We start from the raw sequence: 25,397 nt of genomic DNA on the forward strand, positions 1-25,397 counted from the left end.
GACGCCCGCACGGTCGTGCCTGCGGAGAGCGCCCCCGGACCTCGGTCCGGGGGCGCTCTCCGTATGTGCCGCGCCGGTCAGGGGTTCTGGAAGACGACCTCGGGGTTCCGCGCCGTGGGCCCGTCCAGGAGCGGCTGTTCCCGCCCCCGCAGGGACAGGTCGAGGAAGGCTGCCATGTAGTCCCGGGTGATCTCCGTCGACCGGTCGGCGGACAGTGGCGCCGCGGGGTCCGGCGGGAGCCCCAGCTCGCCCGCGAGGGCGGGCAGGTCGGTGAAGGTGAAGTGTCCCGACTCCTTGACGGTGAGCCACCGCTTCCAGCCGTCCAGATGCTGCCAGCCCTCGTCCCAGGACGTGTCGGCGCTGCCGGGGCGGTGGTCGGCCTCGGTGCCGAGCATGAGGAACGGGCGGCCGTCCAGGCCCGAGGCGGGGACCGGCTCGAAGAACGTGCCGTCCATGTCGGCCCCGGCGTCGACGCGGGGATCCGCGAGCATCGTGGAGGCCGCGGCGCTGCCGCCGACGGAGTGGCCGACAGCGGCGATCCAGCGCCGGTCGATCATGCGGGAGTGGTCCCAGGCCGGGTGGGGGCCGGTCAGCCGGTCGAGTACGAAGGAGAGGTCGGCGGCCCGTCCGGTGGAGACGGTCCGCAGCACCTCCCGCTCTCCCTCGTCGTCCGGCGCCGCCTCGACCACGTCGCAGGCCGCGCAGGTGAGCATCCGCCCGCCGGGGAAGGCGGTGCCGGTGGACTCGTAGGCGTGGTCGACGCTCGCCACGACGTAGCCCCGGCTCGCCAGTTCCCCGGCGAGGGAGGTGAGCGTGGCCCGGGGCGTGTTGAAGCCGGGGGAGAGCAGGACCAGCGGGAACCGGCCCCGGGCGGGGCGGGCGTCCGTGCGGGCATGGGTGACGATGGAGCTGACGGCGGTGGCGGACACGATGCCGTCCAGTCCGCGCTCCGCCAGCAGCAGCCTCGCCTCCTCGGCGCTCATGTAGGGGGCGCGAGCGCCCCCGCCGCCGGGGCGGGCGGGGTAGTGCACCGACACCATCAGTTCACGGGGCCCCGCCTGCGGCACCCATGGATCGGCCCGGCCGGAGTCGGTGAGGTGCAGGACCTCGGTTCCGACGGCGTACGGTCCGGTCGGGCGGGGTAACGCGAGTGCGGAGTCGGACGCGGCGGAGGCGTTCGCGGTCCGCGCCCCGGCGTGCGCGGCGGTGGCGGGCGTGGCGAGCAGGACCATGGCGGCGAGGGCGGCGAGCCCCGTCCGTCTGCGGAGTCTCATCGTCATGCGAAGGACACTAGGCAGTGTGACGGCACGCGGCATCGGCCTGAGGCGTGACCTCGGGGGGGACCTGAGACGTACGCGGGGCGTCGGACCCGGTGGACGACTACCGGCCATCGTGTCCGGTGCGTTTCGTCCGTCCGGCGGGAGATCCGCCCGCGCCGTACTCTTACCGAGGAGTAGCGCAGTGGGGGCGGGAGGACGTCTGACGTGAGTGCAGTGAAGAGCAAACGGATGCCGCGCGCGGTGCGTGAGCAGCAGATGATGGACGCGGCCGTGCGGACCTTCGCCCGGCGCGGGTACCGGGCCGCCTCGATGGACGAGATCGCGGAACTGGCCGGTGTCTCCAAGCCCTTGGTCTATCTGTATCTGAACTCCAAGGAGGAGCTCTTCTCCGCCTGCATCCGCCGGGAGTCAAAAGCGCTGGTGGAAGCCGTGCAGTCGGGTGTGGAGCCAGGGTTGCCCGCCGACCGGCAACTCTGGTCGGGGCTGCGGGCCTTCTTCACCCACACCGCGGAGAACCCGGACGGCTGGTCGGTGCTGCACCAGCAGGCGAGCTCGCACGGGGAGCCGTTCGTCAGCGAGGTGGGGGTGCTGCGGGAGGAGATCGTTGCGTTCGTGACGGGTCTGATCGGGGCGGCGGCGCGGGAGGCGCACCACGATCCCGCGCTGCCCGACCGGGATGTGGCGGGGCTCGCGCAGGCGCTGGTGGGGGCCGCGGAGGCGCTCGCGGGGTGGGCGAACGTCACTCCGGGCGTCTCGGCCAAGGAGGCCGCCGCCACGCTGATGAACTTCTCCTGGGCGGGCCTGGAGAACCTCATGCACGGACGCGGCTGGCAGCCCCGGGAGGACTGAGCCTCAGTCCTCCCTGACCGTCCGCCCGGTGAGGTGCGTACGGCTGCCGCCGCGCAGCTGGAAGGCGTCGCCGTCGGTGGCGTAGGTGACGGTGGAGGGCAGCAGGACGGGCGCCTTGAAGTCGGCCCGTACGCTCCGGATCCGTCCCCGGGCCCCCGGGCCGCCTCGCCGCTCCGCCTCCGCCAGGCAGCGTGCGAGGGTCCACATGCCGTGCGCGATGTGCCGGGGGAAGCCGAACAGCTTCGCCGTCACCGGGTGGAGGTGGATGGGATTGCGGTCGCCCGACGCGGCGCCGTAGCGCCTGCCGAGGCCGGCCGGCAGGCGCCACTCGGCCACGGCGGGCAGCTCCTGAGGGGGCGAGGAGGGCGCCGCCGGGGAGTCCGCGGTGGTGGCGTGCCGGGACAGATAGCCGCTGCGGGACTCCCAGACGAGCTCGTCCGCGAGCCGCGCCTCGGTCACCACGGTGACCTCGGTACCTCGCCGATGGGGCGTCAGCCCGGCCGCGTACACGGTGAGTTCGGGCTCGTCCGCCGGGTGCAGCGGCCGGTGCGAGGTGATCTCGATCCAGGTGTGGACCAGACCCAGCACCGGCAGCGGGAAGTCGCGGGCCGTCATCAGCCGCATGGCGAGCGGGAAGCCCAGCACGTGCGGGTAGGTGAGCGGGAGTACGTCCGACGCGGCGAAGCCGCAGATCCCGCTGTACGCGGCGAGCGGGCCGGGTGCGACGCGGGCGGGCGGCAGGACCTCGCGGCGGGTGGGCAGCGTGGCGCCGGTGCGCCCGGCCCGCTTGAACGGCGAGGTGAGGGCTCCGCGGACGAGGGTCATGCCGAGGCCGGTCATGGCTCAGGCCCCCAGCAGGCTCTGGCCGCAGACGCGTACGACCTGGCCGTTGACGGCGCCGGACGCGGGCTGGGCGAACCAGGCGGTCGTCTCGGCCACGTCGACCGGGAGGCCGCCCTGCGAGAGGGAGTTCATCCGGCGGCCGGCCTCCCGGATGAAGAGCGGCACGGCGGCCGTCATCTTCGTCTCGATGAAGCCGGGCGCGACCGCGTTGACGGTGACGCCGTGCTCCGCGGCGGCGCGCGGGGCCAGGGACCGGACCAGTCCGATGATGCCCGCCTTGCTGGCCGCGTAGTTGGTCTGGCCGTTGTTGCCCGCGATCCCGGCGATGGACGCGGTGGCGACGATCCGGCCGCCCCGGTTCACCGTGCCCGTCTTCAGCAGGGCGTCCGTGGTGCGCAGGACGCTGTCCAGGTTGACCTCGATGACCGAGGCCCAGCGGTCGGCCGGCATGTTGGCCAGCCGGCGGTCGCGGGTGATGCCCGCGTTGTGGACGAGGACGTCCAGGCCGTCCGGGGCGGCCGCGGCGATCAGGTCGGCCGCGTCGGGCGCGGTGATGTCCAGGGGGAGCGCGGTCGCGCCCAGGCGGTCGGCCGTGCGCACGAGTTCGTCATGGGCCTGCGGGACGTCCAGGCAGATCACCTGGGCGCCGTCCCGGGCGAGCACGGAGGCGACGGACGCCCCGATGCCGCGAGCCGCGCCGGTGACCAGCGCGGTGCGCCCGGACAGCGGCGCCGCCCAGTCGGCGACCTCGCCGGGGGCGTCGGCGGTGAGCTCGATGACCTGGCCGCTGATGTACGCGGAGCGGGGGGACAGCAGGAAGCGGAGGGTGGATTCGGCCGAGGCGGCGTCGGCCCCCGGGGCGAGCCGCAGCAGCTGCGCGGTGGAGCCCCGGCCGATCTCCTTGCCCAGGGAGCGTACGAATCCTTCGAGCGCCTGCTGGGCAGCCGCCTGATGGTGGTCGTCGGGCGACGGCGTGGTGCCGAGCACGACGACGCGGCCCCCGGCCGCGAGGGAACGTACGACGGGGTGCAGCGCGCCGTGTACGCCGGCGAGCCCGGCGGCCGTGGTGACCCCGGTCGCGTCCAGGACGACGGCCGCCGGGCGGTCGGCCTGGCCGGTGACCTTCAGGCCGGTCGCGGCGAGCACCGGGCCGAGCGCGCCGGGGAGGGCCGAGGCCCCTGCGGTGAGGTGCAGCAACGGTCCTGTGAGGGAGGGCGTTTCCAGCGTCCAGCGGCGCAGCGGCGACGGCTGCGGCAGGCCGAGCCTGCGGGTCAGGAAACGGCCGGGCGCCGTGCCGGTGAAGTGCAGATAGCGGTCGGCCATTGTCTGGACTCCTGCTCGGTCGTAGATTTACTCCTGAGTAAGGTTACTCAAGGGTCAGGACTTGTCGAGATGAGTTGGTCGAGTTGATTCCCCTCGCACTTCCCCAGCCGCGCCGTGTCGCGGTCGTCGGCGGCAGTCGCATCCCGTTCGCCCGCTCCGACGGCCCCTACGCACAGGCCTCCAACCAGCAGATGCTGACCGCGGCGCTCGACGGCCTCGTCGAGCGCTTCGGACTCCAGGGCCGGCAGGTCGGCGAGTTCGTCGCGGGCGCGGTCCTCAAGCACAGCCGTGACTTCAACCTGGCGCGCGAGACGGTCCTGGGCTCGGCCCTGGACCCGCGTACCCCCGCCTACGACATCCAGCAGGCGTGCGGCACCGGGCTGCAGGCCGTCGTCGCCGCGGCCAACAAGATCGCGCTCGGCGCCGTGGACTCGGCGATCGCGGGCGGCGCCGACACCACGAGCGACGCGCCCCTAGGGGTGAACGACCGGCTGCGCAGAATCCTGCTGGAGGCGCGCCGCGCCAGGTCGGCGGGCGCCCGGATCAAGGCGCTGGCCGCCGTCCGGCCCAGCCACCTCGTCCCGGACATCCCGCGCAACGCCGAGCCCCGCACCGGACTCTCGATGGGGGAGCACGCGGCGGTCACCGCCCGGAAGTGGGGCGTGACCCGCGAGGAGCAGGACCTGCTGGCCGCCACGAGCCACCAGCGGCTCGCCGCCGCGTACGACCGGGGCTTCCTGGACGACCTCGTCGTCCCCTACCTCGGCCTGGAACGTGACCAGAATCTGCGCCCCGGCTCCACGGTGGAGAAACTCGCCACGCTGAAGCCGGTGTTCGGGGCCGGGCACCCCGACGCGACGATGACCGCGGGCAATTCGACCCCGCTCACCGACGGCGCGGCCACCGTGCTGCTGGCGAGCGAGGAGTGGGCCGAGGAGCGCGGGCTGGAGCCGCTGGCCTATCTGTCGCTCTACGAGACGGCCGCCGTGGACTACGTCGACGGGGAGGAGGGACTGCTGATGGCCCCGGCGTACGCCGTACCGCGCATGCTGGAGCGGGCCGGGCTGGGCATCGAGGACTTCGACCTCTTCGAGATCCACGAGGCCTTCGCCTCCCAGGTGCTCGCCACTCTCGCCGCCTGGGAGAAGCAGGGGCTCGCCGCCGTCGACAGGGACAAGCTGAACGTGGTGGGATCGTCGCTCGCCACCGGGCACCCCTTCGCCGCGACGGGCGCCCGGATCGTGGCGACGCTGGCCAAGCTCCTGGCGGAGCGGGACGCGCCCGGCCGGGGCCTGATCTCGGTCTGCGCCGCCGGCGGCCAGGGCGTCACCGCGATCCTGGAACGCCCCTGACCCTTCGTGACGTCACGGCGGTCCCCGGTCACCCCCTGACCTCCGTATCGTCACCGGTCCTGGAACGCCCCTGACCCTCCCGGACGACTCCGGCAGGACCCGCCCACCCGTACGTGAACGACCCCACGCATCCAGCAGCCGCACCGGTGCCGGCCCCAGGGACGGGACCGCCGCCGGACCCCATGCCGAGGAGCCGCTCGTGTCCACGCCCGCCCCCGCCGCCGTAACCGCCGCGCCCGCCGTTCCCGTCCTCGTCGAGCCGACCAAGGTCAGAGCGGCGGACGGCACCGTACGGGAGGTCGCCGTGCCGCCGCTCGCGCCGGTCGTGCGGCGCGGTTCGCTCGCCGAGATCCCCTTCGACAACGCCCGGGAGGCCCCCGCCGAGGCGGTCCTCAGCCGTAAGCAGGCGGACGGAGGCTGGGAGGACGTGTCGGCGGCGGAGTTCGCCGCCGAGGTCCAGGCCGTCGCGAAGGGGCTGATGGCGGAGGGCCTCCAGGCCGGTGACCGGATCGCGATCATGGCCCGCACCACCTACGAGTGGACGCTGCTCGACTTCGCCGCGTGGGCGGCCGGGCTCGTCACCGTGCCGATCTACCCCACCTCGTCGGCCTTCCAGACGCGCTGGATACTCCAGGACTCCGGAGCCGTCGCGTGCGCCGTGGAGTCGAAGGAGCAGGGCCGGCTGGTCAGCCAGGAGCGCCAGCAGCTCGGGGATCTCGCGCATCTGTGGCAGTTCGACACGGGCGCGACGGGACGGCTGAAGGCGCTCGGCAAGGACGTCCCCGACGAGGCCGTCGCCGCCCGGCGCGCCGCCCTGGAACCGGACAGCCCCGCCACCCTCATCTACACCTCAGGCACCACGGGGCGTCCCAAGGGCTGCGTCCTGACCCACGGGAACTTCTTCGCGGAGGTCGACAACGCCATCGAGCTGCTGCACCCGGTCTTCAAGTCGGTCTCGAAGTACCCGGCGTCCACCCTCCTGTTCCTTCCCCTGTCCCACGTCTTCGGCCGGATGGTCGCGATCGGCTGCCTGCGGGCCCGGGTGCGGCTCGGGCACGCGCCGTCCATCCAGACCGAGGACCTGCTGGCGGACCTGGCCGGCTTCCGGCCGTCGTTCCTGCTGGCCATCCCGTACGTCCTGGAGAAGGTCTACAACACCGGCCGGGCCACCGCCGAGAAGATGGGCCGGGCCTCGTCCTTCGACCGCGCGGCCCGCATCGCGCAGCGGTACGGCGAGGCGGTCGAGGCCGCCGAACACGGCACAGGCCCCGGCCCCGGCATCGGCCTGCGGGCCGCCCGCGCCCTCTACGACCCGCTGGTCTACCGCCGCATCCGCGCCGCGCTGGGCGGTCACGTCCGTTACGCGATCTGCGGCGGCTCCCCGCTGGGGCGACGGCTCGCCGCGTTCTACGCCGGGGCGGGCATCCAGATCTTCGAGGGCTACGGACTGACGGAGACCACGGCCGCCGCCACGGTCACCCCGCCGCTCAAACCGCGCCTGGGCACGGTGGGCTGGCCGCTGCCCGGCACCGCCGTGCGGATCGCCGACGACGGGGAGGTCCTGCTCAGCGGCGGCCAGGTCTTCCGGGGGTACTGGGACACCGAGCGCGGCGAGGCCACCCCGTACATGGACGGCGACTGGTTCCCCACGGGCGATCTGGGCGCCCTCGACGAGGACGGCTACCTCACGATCACCGGCCGCAAGAAGGACATCATCATCACCTCCGGCGGCAAGAACGTCACCCCGGCCCCGCTGGAGGACTGGCTGCGCGCCCATCCCCTGGTGAGCCAGTGCATGGTGGTCGGCGACAACCGCTCCTTCATCAGCGCCCTGATCACCCTGGAGCCGGACGGACTGGCCCACTGGCGCCGGATGCGGAAGAAGGAGGGCATCCCGCTGCGCGAGCTCGTCCACGACGAGGAGCTCCGCTCGGCACTCCAGCGTGCGGTCGACGAGGCCAACCGGCTGGTCTCGCGGGCGGAGTCCATCCGCAAGTTCACGGTCCTGCCGCAGGACTTCACCGAGCAGAGCGGGCATCTCACGCCGTCGCTGAAGCTCAAACGGGACGCCATCGCGCGGGACTTCGACGCGGAGATCGAGGAGCTGTACCGCAAGTAGGCCGTCCGTCAGGCCCGGGGGAGACCCCGCTCCGTACGTTCCGGGCCCGGCGCCCCGTACGTACGGAGCGACGGGGCGCGTGGACGCGCGCGGGCCACGGAACGACGCGGCGGGAAATTTTTGAACCGCCACAAAGTGGACAGGGGTGCGATTCCCGTACGCCTCCATGCCTCCTATGGAGGCGTTGATCGTAAGGTCCAGTTCATCTTCGGCCTTTGATTTCCTGGCCCAGGCGTCGCTCTGGTGCGTGCAGTCAAGGGTGAGACGTCGGAGTCTCATCCTCCGGATGTGGAAATCGCAGCGCATAGCGTCCTGCCCATGACTCAGCTGGACGCGCGGCCACAGGCCGGAGACACGGTACGGGGAAGCGCCCCGGCCGACGGTGGCGTACGCGAGAAGGGGCTCGGCGGGAACTCCGTCGGGCTGATGGGCAGCGCCGTCCTCGGCATCTCGACGGTCGCTCCCGTGTACTGCCTGACCTCCACGCTCGGCTCCACCGCCGGCGAGGTCGGTATCCAGATGCCCGCCGTGTTCCTGGCCGGGTTCCTGCCGATGCTGCTGGTCGCCTTCGCCTACCGCGAGCTCAACAAGGCGGTGCCGGACTGCGGTACGTCCTTCACCTGGACGGTGAAGGCCTTCGGGCCGCGCCTGGGGTGGATGTGCGGCTGGGGCCTGGTCATCGCGACGATCATCGTCCTGTCCAACCTCGCGGGCGTCGCCACCTCGTACTTCTGGCTGCTGGCCGGCGAGATCTCCGGCAGCGGATCGGTCGCGGCGCTGGACGACAGCAAACCGGTCCACATCCTCACCTGCCTCCTCCTGATCGCGGTGGCCACGGCCATCAGCTACCGGGGCATGACGGCCACCAAGGGCATCCAGTACACCCTCGTGGCGCTCCAGCTCGTCGTCCTCGCCGTCTTCGTGGTCATGGCCGTACAGAAGGCGGGCAGCGGTGACTTCGCCGCGACCTCGACGGACTTCTCCTGGTCCTGGCTGAACCCGTTCGCCGTCCAGTCCTTCGCCGCCTTCACGGCGGGACTGTCGCTCTCGATCTTCATGTTCTGGGGCTGGGACACCTGCCTGACCGCCAACGAGGAGACCACCGGAGCCGAGAAGACGCCCGGCCGGGCCGCTCTCATCGCGATGGTCGTCCTCGTCGGCTCCTACCTCGCCACCGGCATCGCGGCCCAGATGGCCGTCGGCGCCGGGGACTCCGGGCTCGGTCTCGCCAACCCGGACACCTCCGACAACGTCTTCGCCGCCCTGGCGGGTCCGGTCATGGGCCCCGGTCTGGGCGTCCTGCTCTTCCTCGCGGTGCTGGCCTCGGCCGCCGCGAGCCTGCAGACCACGTTCATCCCGGTGGCGCGCACGGTGCTGGCGATGGCGGCGTACGAGGCGCTGCCCGCCTCCTACGCCCGCGTCCACCCCCGCTTCCGCACCCCCGGGAGGGCCACCGTCGTCGCGGGTGTCGCGACCGGCGTGTTCTACACGGTGATGACCCTCGTCAGCGAGCACGTCCTGGTGGACACCATCTACGCGCTGGGCCTGATGATCTGCTTCTACTACGCCCTGACGGCCTTCGCCTGCGCCTGGTACTTCCGCGGCGCACTGACCCGCTCCGTCCGGGACCTCGTCTTCAAGGGCCTCTTCCCCGTGGCCGGCGGCATCCTGCTCACGGCGGTCTTCGGCAAGACGCTGTACGACATGTGGGACCCGGCGTACGGCTCCGGCTCCTCGGTACTCGGCGTCGGCTCCGTCTTCGTCATCGGCGTCGGGCTGCTGCTGCTCGGCGTGGTGCTGATGGAGGTCATGCGGCGCCGCCGTCCGGCGTTCTTCCGCGGTGAGGTGCTGACGAAGGAGACGCCGGCCCTCGTGGTGAGCGACTGAGCCGCTCAGCCGGCGCGCCGGTGACCCGGCGCGTCGACCCTGTCCCCGGGAACCGCCGGCTCCGTGCGGGCGGAACGAGGCCAGGGCCCGGGCCGTCGCCGTGCCGCGGGCGGTCCGGACGTACGCGTGCGACGGGTCCGTGCCGATCGGCCCGGGCAGAGCCGCCTTCACCCCGGAGACCAGGTGCGCCCCGGCCTCACGGTGCGGGTGCGGGCGGAGGGGGTCCGCCGGCGGAGGTGAGCGCATACCGTGGAGCCGTACCGGACGACGACGGAGGTGCCTCGCATGCGGATCGCCACAACGATCTTCCTCACCGACGAGACGATCACGCCTGTACGGCTCGCGCGCGAGCTGGAGCAGCGGGGGTTCGCCGGGCTGTACCTGCCCGAGCACACCCACATCCCGGTGAGCCGCGAGACGCCCTACCCCGCGGGTGGCGAGCTGCCCCCCGAATACGGCCGTACCCTCGACCCCTTCGTCGCTCTGGGGCAGGCCGCGGCCGTCACCGAGCGGCTCGCGCTGGGCACCGGGATCACGCTGATCGCCCAGCACGACCCCATCGACCTGGCCAAGCAGGCCGCCACGCTCGATCACCTCTCCGGCGGCCGTCTCACGCTCGGCATCGGTTTCGGCTGGAACGTCGAGGAGGCCGCGGACCACGGGGTGGAGTGGTCGACCCGGCGCGCGCTCGGCAGCGAACGGCTCGCTCTCATGCGGGCGCTGTGGGCGGACGAACCGACGGCGTACGAGGGTGAGTTCGGCTCTGTGCGAGCCAGCCACGCCTACCCCAAGCCGGTGCGGAAGCCGCGCGGCCAGGTGAGCGGCCCCCGCACCCTGATCGGCGGGGCGGCGGGGCCGAAACTCTTCGCGCAGATCGCCCGGGAGGCGGACGGCTGGCTGCCGATCGGCGGGCGCGGCCTGTCCGAGTCCGTGCCGAAGCTGCGTGCGGCCTGGGAGGAGGCGGGACGCGACCCGGAGCAGCTCCAGGTGGTGCCGTACGCCGTCCTGCCTTCCCCGGGCAAGCTGGCGTACTTCGCGGACCTGGGCGTCGAGGAGGTCGTCCTCCAGCTGCCCCCGGCGGGGGACACCGAGGTGCTGCGGGCGCTGGACGCCTATGCGGCGCACCTGTGAGAAACCCGTGAACGAGAACTCGCCCGGGTGATCTTCCGGTGGAACCGGCGACGCTAAAATCGCATCTATCACCTCCGGACATCGATGGTGCGGCCCGTGTGCGTGTGTGCCCGGCTGCCTGGGAGCGGGAGCACGATGAACAGGCCGTTGCGGCACATAGCCATCTTCTGCGGGCTCTTGATGCTGGCTCTGCTGATCAGGACGAACTGGCTCCAGTTCGCCCAGAGCGAGGAGCTGGCCACCCACGAGCACAACCGCCGGGTCAAGATCACCCAGTTCGCGACGCCGCGCGGCGACATCATCGTGGACGGCAAGGCGATCACGGGGTCGAAGGAGGTCGAGGGGACCGACTTCAAGTACCAGCGCACCTTCAAGCAGGGCGCGATGTACGCCCCCGTCACCGGCTACGCCTCGCAGGCCCAGGGCATGTCCCTCCTGGAGAAGACGTACGACACCATCCTCAGCGGCCAGGACGAGCGCTTCGCCTTCCGGCACGCCAAGGACATCCTCACCGGTGAGGAGCGGCGCGGGGGCGATGTGATCACCACCATCGACTCGAAGGCGCAGGAGGCGGCCTACAAGGGCCTGACCGACCTCGACGCGCGCGGCGCGGTCGTCGCCCTCGACCCGGCGACCGGCAAGGTCCTCGCCCTGGTCTCGACTCCCTCGTACGACCCCACGGTCTTCGCCGGCAACTCCTTCAAGGAGGGCGACAAGTTCCAGAGCCTGGTGGACGCGAAGAGCAAGCCGCTGGCCAACCGGCCGCTGCGGGAGACCTTCCCGCCCGGCTCCACCTTCAAGATCCTGACGGCCGCCGCCGCCCTGGAGCACGGCGTCGTCACGGACGTCGACGCGCCGAGCAAGGCGACCTCCCCGTACAAGCTGCCGCTGTCGTCGAGCACGATCAGCAGCGAGGCGGGCGACGCGACGTGCAGCAAGGCGTCGATGAAGACGGCCATGCAGTATTCCTGCAACAACGTCTTCCTGGACGCCGCGCTGGAGGTGGGGGACGAGGGGATGCGGGAGACGGCCGAGAAGTTCGGCTTCAACGAGGACGTCTACTCCGAGTCCTTCGGTGACATGCTCGCCACGAAGAGCCTCTACCCGGCCGAGCTGGACAAGCCGGGTACCGCCCTCACCGGCATGGGCCAGGGCAGCCTCACGAGCACCCCGATGCAGATGGCGATGGTCACGGCGGCCCTCGCCAACGACGGCAAGCTCATGCAGCCGTACATCGTCGACGAACTGCGCGGCCCGGACCTGTCCACCCTGGAGAAGCACGAGCCGGAGCTGAAGAGCCAGGCCGTCTCCACGGAGACGGCGAAGAAGGTCCAGGAGATGATGGAGTTCACCGCCAAGGAGGGCAGTGCGCAGCGCGCCCTGATCGACGGCGTGACGGTGGGCGGCAAGACGGGTACGGCGCAGCGCGGGAACGACGTCAGCAAGGAAGTCCCGTACGGCTGGTTCGTCTCGTACGGCAAGAAGTCCGACGGGCAGTCGGTGGCGGTCGCCGTGTTCATCGACCCGACGGCGATGGACATCTCGCGCTCGGACATCTCGGGCGGCGGGCTGGGCGGCCCGATCGCGAAGAAGGTCATGGAGGCGGTACTGCTCCGCAAGTAGGCGCGCCCCCGCCCCTGGCAGCCCCCGTCCGGTGACGTACCGGCCGGGGGCTGACGTCATCCTGCGGGCCCCCTCGCCCCCCGGAGCAGGGTCGTTGGGAGGTGCCGGACCGAATCGCGGGCGTCATGTCCGATTCCGGTGTCCGCCGCTTCCCGATGACGGTTCAGGGGCAGGGAGGGCCCAGGCCACGTGGCCGTCGGGGCGGATGAGGGCGGTGCCGACCGTGGACCATTCGGGGCGTGAGGTGGGGGTGGGGGCGGTGCGGGTGACTGCGCCAGGGGGTGGGGCCGGTGCCGCGGGCCGGGGCGGGGTGGCGGTGAAGTGGAGGAGGACGTGGCGGGCCGGGTGGAGGGCGGTGAACAGGCCGGTGCCGTCCGCGAGCCCCAGGTTCGGGGCGCGTCGACCCGTCAGAGGGTGGCCGGGGCGGTCGAGGGGCGGCGGGTAGGCGACTCCGAGCCCGGACAGGCGTTCGGCCAGGTCCCGGGAGAACTCGGGGACGGTGGCGATGATTTCGCTGAGCAGGGCGCGCAGGTCGTGGCCCTCGGCCGAGTGGGCGTTCAGCAGTGCCGTCTGCGCGCGGGTGCTGATCAGCAGGTCGGCGCCCACTGGGTGGCGTTCGGCGTGGTAGCTGTCCAGGAGGCCGTCGGGGGCCGAGCCCGCCGGCGTCGCGGCCAGCTTCCAGCCGAGGTTCGTCGCGTCCTGGAGGCCGACGTTCAGGCCGACGCCTCCGGCCGGGTAGTGCATGTGCGCGGCGTCGCCCGCGAGCAGGACGCGGCCCTTGCGGTAGGCAGCGGCCTGGCGGGTCGCGTTGCCGAACCGGGAGAGCCAGCGCGGGTGGCGCATCCCGAAGTCGGTGCCGGCGATCCGGGTCACTTTGGCGCGGAGGGCGTCCAGGGTCAGTTCGCCGGGGTGGTCCGGTCCGTCGCTGTCCGGGTCGCCGCCGACGATCCGGTGGACGCCCCCCGGCATCGGGACGACCATGACGCCGCCGGCCGGCCCCGACGCGGCGTACACCGCGCCCTCGGGCGGGGCGTCGAGGACGACGTCGCCGAGCCAGCCCCACGTCGTGGCGTCGGTGCCGGGGAAAGCGATCCCGGCGGCCTCGCGCACGGTGCTCCGGGTGCCGTCGCAGCCGACGGCGTACGCGGCGCGCAGGGTGTACGGGCCCTGGGGGCCGGTCGCCCGCACGGTCACCTCCCCCTCGTCCTGCGTGAGGCCGGTCACCCGGTGTCCGCGCCGGATGTCGGCGCCCGCCGCCAGGGCGCGTTCCTCCAGCAGCTCCTCGGTGCGCGCCTGCGGCAGGGCGAGTGTGAAGGGGTACGGGGTGTCCAGGGCGTTGAAGTCCAACCGGTCGTCCAGGCCGCCGAAGTGGCCGCTGGGGATGCGCCGCCCCTCGGCCAGGAACGGCTCGACGGCGCCCCGGAAGGCCAGGATCTCCAGCGTGCGGGGGTGGAGGGTGAGTGCCTTCGAGTGGGGGTCGCGCTCGTGCCGGGCTTCCAGGACGGTGACGGAGGTCCCGGCCAGGCGCAGTTCGGAGGCCAGCCACAGGCCGGTGGGCCCGCCTCCCGCGATGACGACGTGTTCCATGCTGTGGCTCCCCTGTTTCTTGGTCAGTGACCAACTGGATGCGCCCAGTAGACTAGGTCGGTGACCAAGAAGCAAGCGGAGCATCCCGCGTCCACCCGGCTCGGCCCTGACGCGGTGGTGCGGGCGGGTCTGGAGCTGCTGGACGAGAAGGGCGCGGACGGGCTCTCGATCCGGGGCATCGCGGACCGGCTCGGCGTACGGATGAACACCGTGCTCTGGCATGCCAAGACCAAGGCACGGCTGCTGGAGCTGGTGGCGGACGCGATCCTGGCCGAGGTGCCGGTGGAAGGGCTGCCCGGCCCCTGGGAACCCCGCGTCCGCGAGCTGTTCCATCGCTACCGCCGGGCCCTGCTCGCCCACCGGGACGGGGCCAGGATCGTGGCCGGCACGTACGCCGCCGAGCCCGCCACACTGCGCTTCGCCGAGCTGGTGGTCGAGGCGCTGCTGGCCGGCGGACTGCCGGAGCGTGAGGCGGTCTGGACGACCTGGACCCTGGTCTACTTCACCCTCGGACTGGCCCAGGAGGAGCAGGCGCTGCCGGACGCGAGGGGCCCGGCGTTCGCCGGACGGCTGGGCGCGGGGGAGTACCCGGCACTGTCCCGGGCCGCCGAATACTTCGAGGACGCCTCCTTCGGCGAGCGCTTCGACTACGGGGTCTCCCGCATCCTCGGCGTGTGAGGGCACGCGAAGGCCGGGCCCTCCACCCCTGATGGAGAGCCCGGCCGGCCGAGCGGTGAACCGGTGGTCAGGACCGGGTCAGCGCTTGATCTCCTTGATCTTGAGCATCCGCGTGATGACCTTGTCGAGCTCGTCGTCCTGGAAGACGTTCTTCCAGTCGTCGCGGACGATCGACTCGCGGCCGTAGTCCATGGCGATCAGGCACGCGTCGGAGAACGGGTTGGAGCCCTTGAGGGTGTTGGCCAGCGCGACCTGCGTGTGGCCGAGCAGCATGGCGCGGGCCGCCTTCTCCGGGACGCCCACCGTGTGGACGGTCTCGTGGAGCGCCTCGGTCAGCAGGGCGCCGACCATGCAGGCGATCGTCTCGACGAGGGTCGGCTCCAGGACGGCGAGCTGCTTGACGGTCACCCAGTGCACCTCGACGACCGGGGCGTACATGGTGGAGATGACTGCCTCCGCCAGCTCCTGGGCCGCCAGGTCCGCCGCCTCGGCCGCGGGCTCGAAGGAGGCGACGACCTCCTGCGGGGCGGCGATGCCGCCGAAGGTGTCCGCCCACTCCTCCTTCGTCGTGCGCTCCAGGAACACCGACGGGTGGCAGGGGTGCGCGACCGCGTTGTGCACGTCGGCGCGGCGGGTCAGCAGACCGGCGTACGCGGCGGCCGGGTCCAGGGTCAGCAGGATCGCGCCGGGCTTCATGACCGGGACGAGCTGCTCGGAGACCGTGCCGAGGACGACGTCCGGGACGGCGAGGATCACGACGTCCGCCTGTGCGGCGGCGTCGGCGCTGTCCGTCAGCTCGCGGCCGCGCTCGCGGATCAGCTCCTGGCCCTTGGGGGAGTTCTCGGCGAAGAGGGTGGTGAAGTCGCTCTTGACCAGGTTGTCGGAGACGCGCCGGCCCATCTTGCCTGCGGCCCCGATGACGGCGACGGTCTTGGATCCGGTGGCCATTACTTGCTCCTCAAAAGGGTGTTGATGCTGTGCCGGGTCCACCGGTCCTCCAGGCGGGCGGTCTCTTCGAAATCGCCCTGCCAGGGGAGCCAGTGCTCCACGATCTGGTTGATGCCCCGCTCGTCCGGCCCGACCGTGTCGATCATGTGGTCGTAGTCGAGAAGGCCCTCGCCGAGGAGGCAGCCGGCGAAGGTGAAGCCGACCCAGCCGTCACGGCGGGAGAACGAGAAGTCCTTGACGTGGATGTTCACCACGCAGGGGGCGGTGGCCGCGACGACGTCCACCGGGCGTTCCAGCCGGGCGACGCTGTTGCCCGGGTCGAGGACGACGCCGAGGTGCGGGTTGTCCACGCCGCGCACGACGGCGAGCAGGTCGTCGGTGGAGACCTGCTCGTAGGTCTCCAGGCCGAGGGTGACGCCCGCCGCGGCGTAGGCGGGGACGGCCTCGTGCAGGAGGGCGGTGGCCTCCGCGACGTCCGGCCGGTGGTCCGCGGTGTTCAGCATGGAGCGCACCAGGGTGACCCCCAGGCGCCGCGCGATGCGGAGGTAGGCGGCGAGGTGCTCGGTGCCCACGCCCCGGGTGCCGAGCTCCAGCGTGATGCCGTGCCCGGCCGCCGTGGCGCGCAGGGCGTCGAGCCGCTCGTCGTCGTACGTCTCGATCAGCGGGTAGTCGCAGATCTGGAAGACCTCGCCGCCCAGTTCCCGGGTCTGCGCGAGCATCTCGTCGAGGGTGAGCGGGCGGGGGGCCCGGTCCGAGATGCGCCAGAAGTAGGCGTAGGTGCTCAGGCCGTAGGACATGCGAGAGCTCCTTCCTGTGCCTCGTCGAGGATGCTTTCCACCGCTGCCGGGTCGTGGGCGAAGCGGCCGAGGAACAGCCCGTCGACGCGGGAGCCGAGCTCGGTCAGCAGACCGGGACCCGCGCTGCCGCCGTAGATCACGCGGCTGCCGGCCAGCGATGGCTGGGTGGCGAGCCATGCGGTGAGGGCCTCGCAGACGGTGCGGATGTGCTCCGGGGAGGCGGGCCGGGGGGCGCCGATGGCCCACTGCGGTTCGTAGGCGAGGACGACCGGGGCGAGCGGGCTCTCGTGGGCGGCGGTCGCCAGGACGCGCTCGGCCTCGGCGACCGTACGGGCGGCGGCCTCCGCCGGGGCGACCTGGTCGAGTTCGCCGACGCAGAGCACCGGGGTCAGCCCGTTGCGCAGGGCGGCTGCCGTCTTGGCGGCGACGACCGTGTCGCCCTCGCCGAAGAGCCGGCGGCGCTCGGCGTGACCCACCTCGGCGTAGCGGGCGCCGATCTCGTGCAGGTGGGCGCCGCTGACCTCGCCGGTGTACGGGCCCGAGTCCTCGCTCGCCAGGTCCTGCGCCCCGGTCCGTACGTCGGTGCCGGCCAGGATCCCGGTGACCGGGACGAGCGCGGGGAAGGCGGGCAGCACGAACAGCTCGGCCGTGCCGCTGGTGAGGGCCGGGTGCCGGGCGGCCAGGGAGGCCATGCTGCGGGCCCAGTTGAGGGTCTGGTGGTGGCCGAAGTACATCTTCAGGCTCACCCCGATCGTGACCCGGGGGCTCTGCGGGGCGGACATCAGGCTGCGGCTTCCTGCTGGTTCTCGTACTCGTCCATGAGCGCGACCTTGGCGGCGGACGCGGACGCCTCGTCGAAGCGGTACGTCAGCCACTCGGAGGCCAGCCGGCGGGCCAGCTCCAGGCCGACGACGCGCTGGCCGAAGGTGAGGACCTGGGCGTTGTTGGAGAGGACGGCGCGCTCGACGGAGAAGGAGTCGTGCGCGGTGACGGCCCGGACGCCCTTGACCTTGTTGGCGGCGATGGCCACCCCGAGACCCGTGCCGCAGACCAGCAGCGCGCGGTCGGCCTCGCCGCGGGCGACCATCTCGGCGGCGGCGATGGCGACCTTGGGGTAGGCGGTGTGCCCGTCCGCGTCGACCCCGACGTCGGTGACGGCGGCGACGAGGCCGCTGGCCTCCAGGTCCTGCCTGAGGGCTTCCTTGTACGCGTAGCCGGCGTCGTCGGAGCCGACGACGATGCGGAGCTTTTCGGACATCAGTGGTTCTCCAGAGTGGGTGCGAACACGCCGTGCACGGCGCGGACGATCAGGGCGAGCGAGTGGGCTCCGGCGTCCGGAGTGCCGAGGCTCTTCTCGGCGTGCGGGCGGGCGCGGCCCATCCGGGGGAGCAGGTCCGCGGTGGCCTCGGCGGCGGCGGACGCGGAGTGCGCGGCCGTGTCCCAGGCGGTGGCCAGGGGCCGGCCCGCCTCGGTGGCGGCCGTGAGCGCGTAGGAGAAGGGGACGAGGACGTCGACCATCGTCTTGTCACCGACCTCCGCCTTTCCGAGGCGCATCACCCCTGCCGCGGCCTCCGAGACGCCTGCGGCGACCACGGGTGCCGTGGGCCGGTCGGTGTCGCCGAGCGCGGAGCCGAGCGCCCGGAGGATGACACCCCACAGGGCGCCGGACGTCCCGCCGGCCCGGTCCGCCCAGGCGTCGGCGGCCCGGTGCAGGAGCGTTTCTGCGCCCGCGCCGAGCGCTTCGGCGCGGGCGGCGGCCTCGTACGCCCCGGTGGAGCCGCGCTGCATGCCGATGCCGTGGTCGCCGTCGCCCGCGACCGCGTCGACCCGGCCGAGCTCGTCGGCGTGGTCGTCGACGGTGTCCTTGAGGACGCGCAGGGCGGCGAGGGCCGTACGGGCCGCCTCGCGGGAGGCGTCGGTGGCGGGAGGGACGGCTTCGTCGCAGGTGCCGGTGGCGGGAGCGACGGCTTCGTCGGCGGTGCCGGCCGCCGTGTCGCCCGTGATCAGGTCCGCCGCGTCCACGGTGCCCTTGCGGTAGGCGGGGGCGTCGGCCGGAGCCGTCCACAGGGGTTCCAGCTCGTCGGTCAGCCAGCACAGGGTGAGCGAGACGCCCGCCATGTCGAAGCTGGTGACCAGTTCGCCGACCTCCGGGTCCACGGCCTGGACACCGGCCTCGTCCAGGAGCTGCGCGACCCGGCGGTAGACGACGAACAGCTCCTCGTACTTCACCGAGCCGAGGCCGTTGAGGATCACCGCGGCCCGCTGCCCGCCCGGCGAGGTGACGCCCTGGGGGAGTTCGCCGAGCACGGTGGAGACCAGGAGCTCGGCCGCCTCGTCGGCGCTCGGCACGGGCCGCTCGCCCATGCCGGGTTCGCCGTGGATGCCGAGCCCGACGGCCATCCGGCCCTCCGGCACGGTGAACAGCGGGTGGTCCGCGCCCGGCAGGGTGCAGCCGGAGAAGGCGACACCGAAGGAGCGGGTACGGGAGTTGGCCAGCTCGGCGATCCTGGTCACCTCGTCGAGCGGGTGCCCGGCCTCGGCCGCCGCCGCGGCCGTCTTGAAGACGACCAGGTCACCGGCGACACCGCGGCGCTTGTGTGCCTCGTCGGGCGAGGCACTGGACATGTCGTCCGTGACGCCGAGCGTGCGGGCGGGTATGCCCTCGGCAGTCAGCTGCTCGGCCGCCTGGCCGAAGTGCAGGACGTCGCCGGCGTAGTTCCCGTAGGCGAGGAGGACGCCGCCGCCGGTCTCGGCGGCCCGCGCGACCCGGCGCACCTGGTGGGCCGAGGGCGAGGCGAAGACGTTGCCGACCGCCGCGCCGTGGGCGAGGCCCTGGCCGACCAGGCCGGAGAAGGCCGGGTAGTGCCCGGAGCCGCCGCCGACGACCACAGCGACCTGGCCGGGGGCGGTGCGGGTGGCCCGGACCACCCCGCCGGGGACCTGGCGGACCCGGCGGGGGTGGGCGGCGACGAAGCCTTCGAGCGCTTCGTCGGCGAAGGCGGCGGGGTCGTTGGACAGGCGGGTCATCAGCGAACCTCTGCGAGAGGCCGGCCGTGGTTCGCGCCCTGGCCCTTGGACCGGTTGGCGAGCCACAGCATCAGCGCGGCGGACATGAGCATGAAGGCCCCGACGAGGAACAGCGGCAGGTAGTACGCGCCGCTGAAGTCCTTCAGCCAGCCGGTGACGTAACCGGCGGCGAAGCCGGCCACGTTGCCCGCGGTGTTGATCAGGGCGATACCGGCGGCGGCTGCCGCGCCGGTCAGGAACTGGGAGGGGACGGACCAGAAGACCGGCAGCGCGGCGAAGATCGCACAGGCGGTGACGGTGATGACGGCGACCGTGGCGGCCGGCGAGCCCATGTAGAGGGCGAGGGGGATGGAGATCCCGCCGACGACGGCCGGTCCCGCGATGTGCCAGGTGTGGACGCCGTGCCTGGTGGCGTGGCGGGACCAGAAGTAGAGGACGATCGCGGCCGGGAGATAGGGGATGGCCGTGATCAGGGCCTTGTCCATGACGCTGAACGTCGTGCCGAACTGCTCCTGGAAGCCGTTGATGATCGTCGGCAGGAAGAAGGCGAGGGCGTACAGGCCGTAGATGAAGCCGAAGTAGATGAGCGCGAGGATCCAGACGCGGCCGTTGGTGAAGGCGGCCTTCAGGGCCTGCTTGCCGTGGTCGCTCTTCTCGTCGGCGCCGGTCTTGCCGGCGTTCTCGGCGGCGAGCTCCCGCGTCAGCCAGTTCTTCTCGTCGGTGGTCAGCCACTTCGCGTCGGCCGGCTTGTCGATCAGGTAGAACCAGGCGACGACGCCCAGCAGGATCGCCGGGATCGAGACACCGAGGAACATCACGCGCCAGCCCTCGAGCCCGAACAGCCCGTGCTGGTTGATGAACCAGCCGGCCAGCGGGGCGCCGATGACGGTGGTCAGGGGCTGCGCCAGGTAGAAGAGGCCGAGCACCTTCGTGCGGTGCCGGGAGGGCACCCACTGGCTGAGGAAGAGGATCGCGCCGGGGAAGAACCCGGCCTCCGCGACCCCGAGCAGGAAGCGGAGCGTGTACAGCTGCTCGCTGTTCTGCACCCAGGTGAAGAGGAGGGCGACGACGCCCCAGCTCACCATGATCCTGGCCAGCCAGCGCCGGGCGCCGAACTTGTGCAGGGCCATGTTGCTGGGCACTTCGAGAATGATGTAGCCGATGAAGAAGACGCCCGAGGCGAAGCCGAACTGCGCCGCGGTGAGCGCGAGGTCCTGTCCCATGCCGTTCGGCTCGGCGAACGAGACGGCCGTGCGGTCCAGGTAGTTCACGAAGAACATCAGGGCCACGAAGGGGACGAGCCGGATCGAGACTTTCCTGATCGCTGATCTCTCGATGGCTGAATGCGCAGTGGCGCCCATGGGAAGACTCCTCGCTTGCGGACCGCTTTGTCCGGTTCTGTGTCTACTCCGGCAGGCGAAGTCGAAGCGTTGAAGCTCGTGTTTCCAGCCGGTGACAACTCCAAGCTAGCCCGGGATCCTAAATTGGTCACCAATTTACCAAAGTGACGTAGGTCGCTCCCCTGAGCTCTTCTCCTGGACCGATGAGCGCGTTATCGTCCGCCCGCTCCGGGCTTCCGCCGCCCGGTCTGATGTACTGGTCAGCGTGTCCACGCAGCCCGAAGAGCCCGATTTCACGTCACTTCTGCGCCCCGTCGTCCGGGAGTCCTCGGTCAGTGAGGTGGCCAGGCGACTCCTTGATCATCTGTCCGAGGGCAACCTGAAGCCGGGTACGCGGCTGCCCGCCGAGCGCCAGCTCGCCGACGCGCTCGGCGTCGCGCGCTCCAGCGTGCGCGGGGCGCTGTCGGCGCTGGACGTGTTGGGCATCATCGAGATCAGGCCGGGCTCGGGGTCGTACGTCCGCGAGGGGACCTCGGAGTTCCTGCCGCGGGCCATCAACTGGGGCCTGATGCTCGGTCAGCGCCGTACGCAGGACCTCGTCGAGGTGCGCACGTTCATGGAGGGCATGTCGGCGAGGCTGGCCGCGGACCGGGCGTCCGAGGAGGACGTGGTGCGCCTGGAGGAGCACCTGGAGCGGATGCGGGAGGCGGGGACGGACGTGAAGGCGTTCATCGACGCCGATATCGCCTTCCATCTGGAGACCGCGAACATCGCCCGCAACACGGTGCTCAGCGACATCCTGCACTCCATCCGGGCGTTGCTCCAGGTGTGGATGGAGCGGGCGGGAGACATCGAGGGGACGGTCAGCGGGACGCTGCACGAGCACGGCGCCGTGCTCGACGCGATCCGGGCGGGTGACCCGGAGGCGGCGGACGCCGCGATGGCCGAACACATGAGGCTCGCGAGCGACCGGCTGAGGCTCTCGCTGAGCGGGGACGACGAGTAGGCGCGCCGACGCTGCTCAGACCCGTGACTGTCCGGGCGGTGCGGGTTCCTCCGCCGCCTCCCCCGGGCGAGGGTCCGGCTCCTCTCCTGGAGGCGCGGCCTCCGCTGCCGGTGCCGGCCGTGCGGACGGGGTGGCGAACGCCTTCCGCCGCCCGGTTCCACCCACCAGCCCCGGCAGTTCGGTCAGGGCGTCCACGCGCCAGTCCGCCGTCTCCACGACGTCGGGGTGGTCCGCCCACCAATGGCCGTACGGGCCGCGGCGGATGTGCGCCGTGCGCAGCCCCGAGGACTTCGCGGGGAAGAGGTCGTCCGCCGGGTGGTCGCCCACGTAGAGCGTCGCTTCCGGAGCCGCGCCCGACACCTCCAGCACGCGGGCGAAGAACTCCGCGTCCGGTTTGGCCACCCCCCACTCCTGCGAGGTGACGACCAGGTCCGCCGGCAGGTCCAGCGCCCGCAGCAGTTCCCCCGCCCGCGCCGAGCGGTCGCCCGCGACGACGACCCGCAGTCCGAGCGCGCGCAGTTCGGCCAGGGCGGGCCGGACGTCGGGATAGAGGTCCGTCTCGTCCAGGTGCTCGCCCCGGCCCGCCGCCGCACGGGCGTGGTACGCCTCCGTGACGTCCATGTCCGGCCGCAGGACGCGCAACGCGTCGGTGCCGTCGCGGCCCTGGACGGCACAGGCGCCTACGAGGGCACTGACGGTGTGCGGCGGGACCCCGAGCCAGTCGGCCCAGGAGGCCCAGAGGCGGTCGTCGCGGACGAGGGTCTCTCCGATGTCGAAGACGATCGTTTCCATCACCTCTCCGAGCCTACGGGGCAAGGGGGACATAACGGCCAAGGCGCCAGGGGTGAACGCCGGGTTACGCCGGACAGAGGCCCTGGTCCGGACGGAGTGCCGCGCTCGTATGCTCGGATCATGACCGTTCCTCAGCGCCCCACGACCAACGCCATGCGGCGTGCCCTGCGGCGGGCTCGCGACGGTGTCGCCCTCGACGTGGCCGAGGCCGCCGTCCTGCTCCAGGCGCGCGGGGAGGATCTCACCGATCTCGCCGCGTCCGCCGCCCGGGTCAGGGACGCGGGCCTGGAAGCCGCCGGCCGGCCGGGTGTGATCACGTACTCCCGGAAGGTCTTCATCCCGCTGACCCGGCTCTGCCGCGACACCTGTCACTACTGCACCTTCGTCACCGTTCCCGGGAAGCTCCGCCGGGAGGGCCACGGGATGTTCCTCTCGCCGGACGAGGTGCTCGACATCGCCCGTAAGGGTGCGGAAATGGGCTGCAAGGAGGCGCTGTTCACGCTCGGGGACCGCCCCGAGGACCGGTGGCCCGAGGCGCGGGAGTGGCTGGAGGCCGAGGGGTACGACGACACCTTGGCGTACGTACGCGCCATGGCGGTCAGGGTGCTGGAGGAGACCGGGCTGCTGCCGCACCTCAACCCCGGGGTGATGACGTGGACGGATCTGCAGCGGCTCAAGCCCGTCGCCCCGTCCATGGGCATGATGCTGGAGACGACGGCGACCCGGCTGTGGTCCGAGAAGGGCGGCCCGCACCACGGGTCCCCGGACAAGGAACCGGCCGTCCGGCTGCGGGTGCTGGAGGACGCGGGCCGGTCCAACGTGCCGTTCACCACCGGCATCCTGATCGGCATCGGTGAGTCGTACGAGGAGCGGGCCGACTCCCTATTCGAGCTGCGCAAGACGGCCCGTGCCTACCACGGCATCCAGGAAGTGATCGTCCAGAACTTCCGCGCCAAGCCGGACACCGCGATGCGCGGGATGCCGGACGCCGAACTGGAGGAACTGGCCGCCGCGATCGCCGTCGCCCGCCACATCCTCGGCCCGTCGGCCCGCATCCAGGCCCCGCCGAACCTCGTCGACGCCGAGTACGCCCTGCTGATCGGCGCGGGCATCGACGACTGGGGCGGTGTCTCACCCCTCACCCCGGACCATGTGAACCCCGAGCGGCCGTGGCCGCACATCGAGGAACTCGCCGCAAGGACCGCCGAGTCCGGCTTCCAGCTGCGCGAACGCCTGACCATCTACCCGGAGTTCATCCAGCGCGGCGAACCCTGGCTCGACCCCCGCCTCCTCCCGCACGTGCGGGCCCTCGCCGACCCGGAGACGGGCCTCGCGAAGGAGGGCGCGATCCCGTCCGGGCTGCCCTGGCAGGAGCCCGACGAGGGCTTCAACGCCTCCGGCCGCACCGACCTGCACCGCACCATCGACACCGAGGGCCGCACGGGCGACCGGCGCGACGACTTCGACGAGGTGTACGGCGACTGGGAGGCCCTGCGCGAGGCCGCCGCCCCCGGCATGGTGCCGTCCAGGATCGACGCCGACGTGCGCCAGGCCCTGAGCCAGGCGGCCGACGACCCCACTAAGCTCACCGACGACCAGGCCCTCGCCCTGCTGCACGCCGACGGGCCGGCCCTGGACGAGCTCTGCCGGATCGCGGACACCCTGCGCCGTGACGTGGTCGGTGACGACGTCACCTACATCGTCACCAGGAACATCAACTTCACCAACGTCTGCTACACCGGCTGCCGCTTCTGCGCCTTCGCCCAGCGGCGTACGGACGCGGACGCCTACACCCTCTCCCTGGACCAGGTCGCCGACCGGGCGGCGCAGGCGTGGGACGTCGGCGCGGTCGAGGTCTGCATGCAGGGCGGCATCCACCCCGACCTGCCGGGCACCGCCTACTTCGACATCGCCCGGGCGGTGAAGGAGCGGGTCCCCGGCATGCACGTCCACGCCTTCTCGCCGATGGAGGTCGTCAACGGCGCCACCCGCACCGGCATGTCCATCCGCGACTGGCTGACCGCCGCCAAGGAGGCCGGGCTCGACTCGATCCCCGGCACGGCAGCGGAGATCCTCGACGACGAGGTGCGCTGGGTCCTCACGAAGGGCAAGCTGCCGACTGCCGACTGGCTGAACGTCATCCGGACGGCGCACGAGACGGGTCTGCGCTCCTCCTCCACGATGATGTACGGCCATGTCGACCAGCCCCGCCACTGGCTCGGGCACTTCAGGACGCTGGCCCGCCTCCAGCAGGAGACCGGCGGCTTCACGGAGTTCGTCACCCTCCCCTTCATCCACACCAACGCCCCGGTCTACCTGGCCGGAATCGCCCGCCCCGGACCCACCGACCGGGACAACCGGGCCGTCACCGCGATGGCCCGCCTCTTGCTCCACCCGCACATCACCAACATCCAGACCAGCTGGGTCAAGCTCGGGACCGAAGGCGCGGCCGAGATGCTGCGCTCAGGCGCGAACGACCTCGGCGGCACGCTGATGGAGGAGACCATCTCCCGTATGGCGGGATCGAGTTACGGCTCGTACCGCTCGATCCAGGACCTCGTCGCCATCGCCGACCTGGCCGGCCGTCCGGCGAAGCCGCGTACGACGCTGTACGGCGAGGTGCCCGAGGAGCGCGTCACCGCCGCCGCGGCGTCCGACGGGCACCTGCCGGAGCTGCTGCCGGTGCTGGAGGGCTGAGGGCGGCCCCCGCGTTCTCCGCCGGCGGCGGGGAGCGCGGGGGAGGGTGCAGCGCGCCGCCATGTGACCGTTTTTTGCGGTGTGTTGATCATTTCGGCTACGTTCCCGGGGTCCCGTG

20 protein-coding genes are annotated in these 25,397 nt (G+C 72.1%); 9 read left to right on the plus strand and 11 right to left on the minus strand.

Features of this window, described 5'->3' with window-relative positions:
- Nucleotides 1–77: 77 nt before the first annotated feature.
- Nucleotides 78–1,274, minus strand: a complete 1,197-nt coding sequence (locus ACFYQ6_RS26750; RefSeq protein WP_388765550.1) for an alpha/beta hydrolase family protein — start codon at nucleotides 1,272–1,274, stop codon at nucleotides 78–80.
- 234 nt (nucleotides 1,275–1,508) lie between these two features.
- Here ACFYQ6_RS26750 and ACFYQ6_RS26755 point away from each other — a divergent pair, with 234 nt between their 5' ends.
- Nucleotides 1,509–2,129, plus strand: coding sequence for a TetR/AcrR family transcriptional regulator (locus ACFYQ6_RS26755; protein WP_361575797.1), 621 nt, complete (start codon nucleotides 1,509–1,511; stop codon nucleotides 2,127–2,129).
- 3 nt (nucleotides 2,130–2,132) lie between these two features.
- Here ACFYQ6_RS26755 and ACFYQ6_RS26760 read toward each other — a convergent pair whose 3' ends face one another.
- Nucleotides 2,133–2,969, minus strand: a complete 837-nt coding sequence (locus ACFYQ6_RS26760) for a MaoC family dehydratase (protein WP_361575598.1) — start codon at nucleotides 2,967–2,969, stop codon at nucleotides 2,133–2,135.
- Between the two features lie 3 nt (nucleotides 2,970–2,972).
- Nucleotides 2,973–4,295 (minus strand): 3-oxoacyl-ACP reductase, encoded by a 1,323-nt coding sequence (locus ACFYQ6_RS26765; protein ID WP_361575595.1) that lies wholly within the window; start codon nucleotides 4,293–4,295, stop codon nucleotides 2,973–2,975.
- A 74-nt stretch (nucleotides 4,296–4,369) separates the two neighbouring features.
- Between ACFYQ6_RS26765 and ACFYQ6_RS26770 the strand changes: the two genes are divergently transcribed.
- The 5 genes from ACFYQ6_RS26770 (at nucleotide 4,370) to ACFYQ6_RS26790 (ending at nucleotide 12,407) form a co-directional block, all read left to right on the plus strand.
- On the plus strand, nucleotides 4,370–5,647 hold the full coding sequence (locus tag ACFYQ6_RS26770) for an acetyl-CoA C-acetyltransferase (protein ID WP_388765294.1): 1,278 nt from the start codon (nucleotides 4,370–4,372) through the stop codon (nucleotides 5,645–5,647).
- 199 nt (nucleotides 5,648–5,846) lie between these two features.
- Nucleotides 5,847–7,766, plus strand: a complete 1,920-nt coding sequence (locus ACFYQ6_RS26775) for an AMP-binding protein (RefSeq protein WP_361575589.1) — start codon at nucleotides 5,847–5,849, stop codon at nucleotides 7,764–7,766.
- A 318-nt stretch (nucleotides 7,767–8,084) separates the two neighbouring features.
- Nucleotides 8,085–9,653: an APC family permease gene (locus ACFYQ6_RS26780; protein ID WP_388765296.1), complete on the plus strand. Its 1,569-nt coding sequence runs from the start codon at nucleotides 8,085–8,087 to the stop codon at nucleotides 9,651–9,653.
- A gap of 285 nt (nucleotides 9,654–9,938) precedes the next feature.
- Nucleotides 9,939–10,784, plus strand: coding sequence for an LLM class F420-dependent oxidoreductase (locus ACFYQ6_RS26785; protein WP_361575583.1), 846 nt, complete (start codon nucleotides 9,939–9,941; stop codon nucleotides 10,782–10,784).
- A 135-nt stretch (nucleotides 10,785–10,919) separates the two neighbouring features.
- On the plus strand, nucleotides 10,920–12,407 hold the full coding sequence (locus ACFYQ6_RS26790; RefSeq protein WP_361575580.1) for a penicillin-binding protein 2: 1,488 nt from the start codon (nucleotides 10,920–10,922) through the stop codon (nucleotides 12,405–12,407).
- Nucleotides 12,408–12,530: 123 nt separating this feature from the next.
- Here the strand turns inward: ACFYQ6_RS26790 and ACFYQ6_RS26795 are convergent, their stop codons facing one another.
- Nucleotides 12,531–13,994: an FAD-dependent monooxygenase gene (locus ACFYQ6_RS26795; RefSeq protein ID WP_388765299.1), complete on the minus strand. Its 1,464-nt coding sequence runs from the start codon at nucleotides 13,992–13,994 to the stop codon at nucleotides 12,531–12,533.
- 60 nt (nucleotides 13,995–14,054) lie between these two features.
- Between ACFYQ6_RS26795 and ACFYQ6_RS26800 the strand changes: the two genes are divergently transcribed.
- Nucleotides 14,055–14,672 (plus strand): TetR/AcrR family transcriptional regulator C-terminal domain-containing protein, encoded by a 618-nt coding sequence (locus tag ACFYQ6_RS26800; protein ID WP_388765301.1) that lies wholly within the window; start codon nucleotides 14,055–14,057, stop codon nucleotides 14,670–14,672.
- A gap of 78 nt (nucleotides 14,673–14,750) precedes the next feature.
- On the opposite strand, the gene ACFYQ6_RS26805 is transcribed toward ACFYQ6_RS26800, so the two are convergent.
- Genes ACFYQ6_RS26805 through ACFYQ6_RS26830 form a run of 6 tightly spaced genes read right to left on the minus strand, consistent with a single transcriptional unit; the run spans nucleotide 14,751 to nucleotide 20,805 of the window.
- Entirely contained in the window at nucleotides 14,751–15,620 is an 870-nt protein-coding gene (locus ACFYQ6_RS26805; RefSeq protein ID WP_388765303.1) for a phosphogluconate dehydrogenase C-terminal domain-containing protein, read from the minus strand.
- On the minus strand, nucleotides 15,620–16,417 hold the full coding sequence (locus tag ACFYQ6_RS26810) for a sugar phosphate isomerase/epimerase family protein (RefSeq protein WP_388765305.1): 798 nt from the start codon (nucleotides 16,415–16,417) through the stop codon (nucleotides 15,620–15,622). The genes ACFYQ6_RS26805 and ACFYQ6_RS26810 overlap by 1 nt, the downstream gene beginning before the upstream one ends.
- Complete coding sequence (locus tag ACFYQ6_RS26815; RefSeq protein ID WP_388765307.1) at nucleotides 16,402–17,199, minus strand: triose-phosphate isomerase family protein; 798 nt, start codon at nucleotides 17,197–17,199, stop codon at nucleotides 16,402–16,404. Before ACFYQ6_RS26815 ends, ACFYQ6_RS26810 begins: the two co-directional genes overlap by 16 nt.
- On the minus strand, nucleotides 17,199–17,675 hold the full coding sequence (locus tag ACFYQ6_RS26820; RefSeq protein ID WP_361575561.1) for a ribose-5-phosphate isomerase: 477 nt from the start codon (nucleotides 17,673–17,675) through the stop codon (nucleotides 17,199–17,201). The genes ACFYQ6_RS26815 and ACFYQ6_RS26820 overlap by 1 nt, the downstream gene beginning before the upstream one ends.
- A complete protein-coding gene (locus ACFYQ6_RS26825) occupies nucleotides 17,675–19,444 on the minus strand; it encodes a dihydroxyacetone kinase family protein (protein ID WP_388765309.1) in 1,770 nt (589 codons plus the stop codon). The genes ACFYQ6_RS26820 and ACFYQ6_RS26825 overlap by 1 nt, the downstream gene beginning before the upstream one ends.
- A complete protein-coding gene (locus ACFYQ6_RS26830) occupies nucleotides 19,444–20,805 on the minus strand; it encodes an MFS transporter (RefSeq protein WP_361575555.1) in 1,362 nt (453 codons plus the stop codon). The genes ACFYQ6_RS26825 and ACFYQ6_RS26830 overlap by 1 nt, the downstream gene beginning before the upstream one ends.
- 244 nt (nucleotides 20,806–21,049) lie before the next feature.
- Between ACFYQ6_RS26830 and ACFYQ6_RS26835 the strand changes: the two genes are divergently transcribed.
- On the plus strand, nucleotides 21,050–21,790 hold the full coding sequence (locus ACFYQ6_RS26835; protein WP_361575552.1) for a FadR/GntR family transcriptional regulator: 741 nt from the start codon (nucleotides 21,050–21,052) through the stop codon (nucleotides 21,788–21,790).
- A 15-nt stretch (nucleotides 21,791–21,805) separates the two neighbouring features.
- On the opposite strand, the gene ACFYQ6_RS26840 is transcribed toward ACFYQ6_RS26835, so the two are convergent.
- On the minus strand, nucleotides 21,806–22,582 hold the full coding sequence (locus ACFYQ6_RS26840; RefSeq protein WP_361575795.1) for an HAD family hydrolase: 777 nt from the start codon (nucleotides 22,580–22,582) through the stop codon (nucleotides 21,806–21,808).
- A 120-nt stretch (nucleotides 22,583–22,702) separates the two neighbouring features.
- On the opposite strand from ACFYQ6_RS26840, the gene ACFYQ6_RS26845 reads away from it, so the two are divergent.
- Nucleotides 22,703–25,279, plus strand: coding sequence for a bifunctional FO biosynthesis protein CofGH (locus ACFYQ6_RS26845; protein ID WP_361575549.1), 2,577 nt, complete (start codon nucleotides 22,703–22,705; stop codon nucleotides 25,277–25,279).
- The last annotated feature ends 118 nt before the right edge of the window (nucleotides 25,280–25,397 follow it).

The organism is Streptomyces sp. NPDC005494 (assembly GCF_042872025.1).
Classification (GTDB): domain Bacteria; phylum Actinomycetota; class Actinomycetes; order Streptomycetales; family Streptomycetaceae; genus Streptomyces.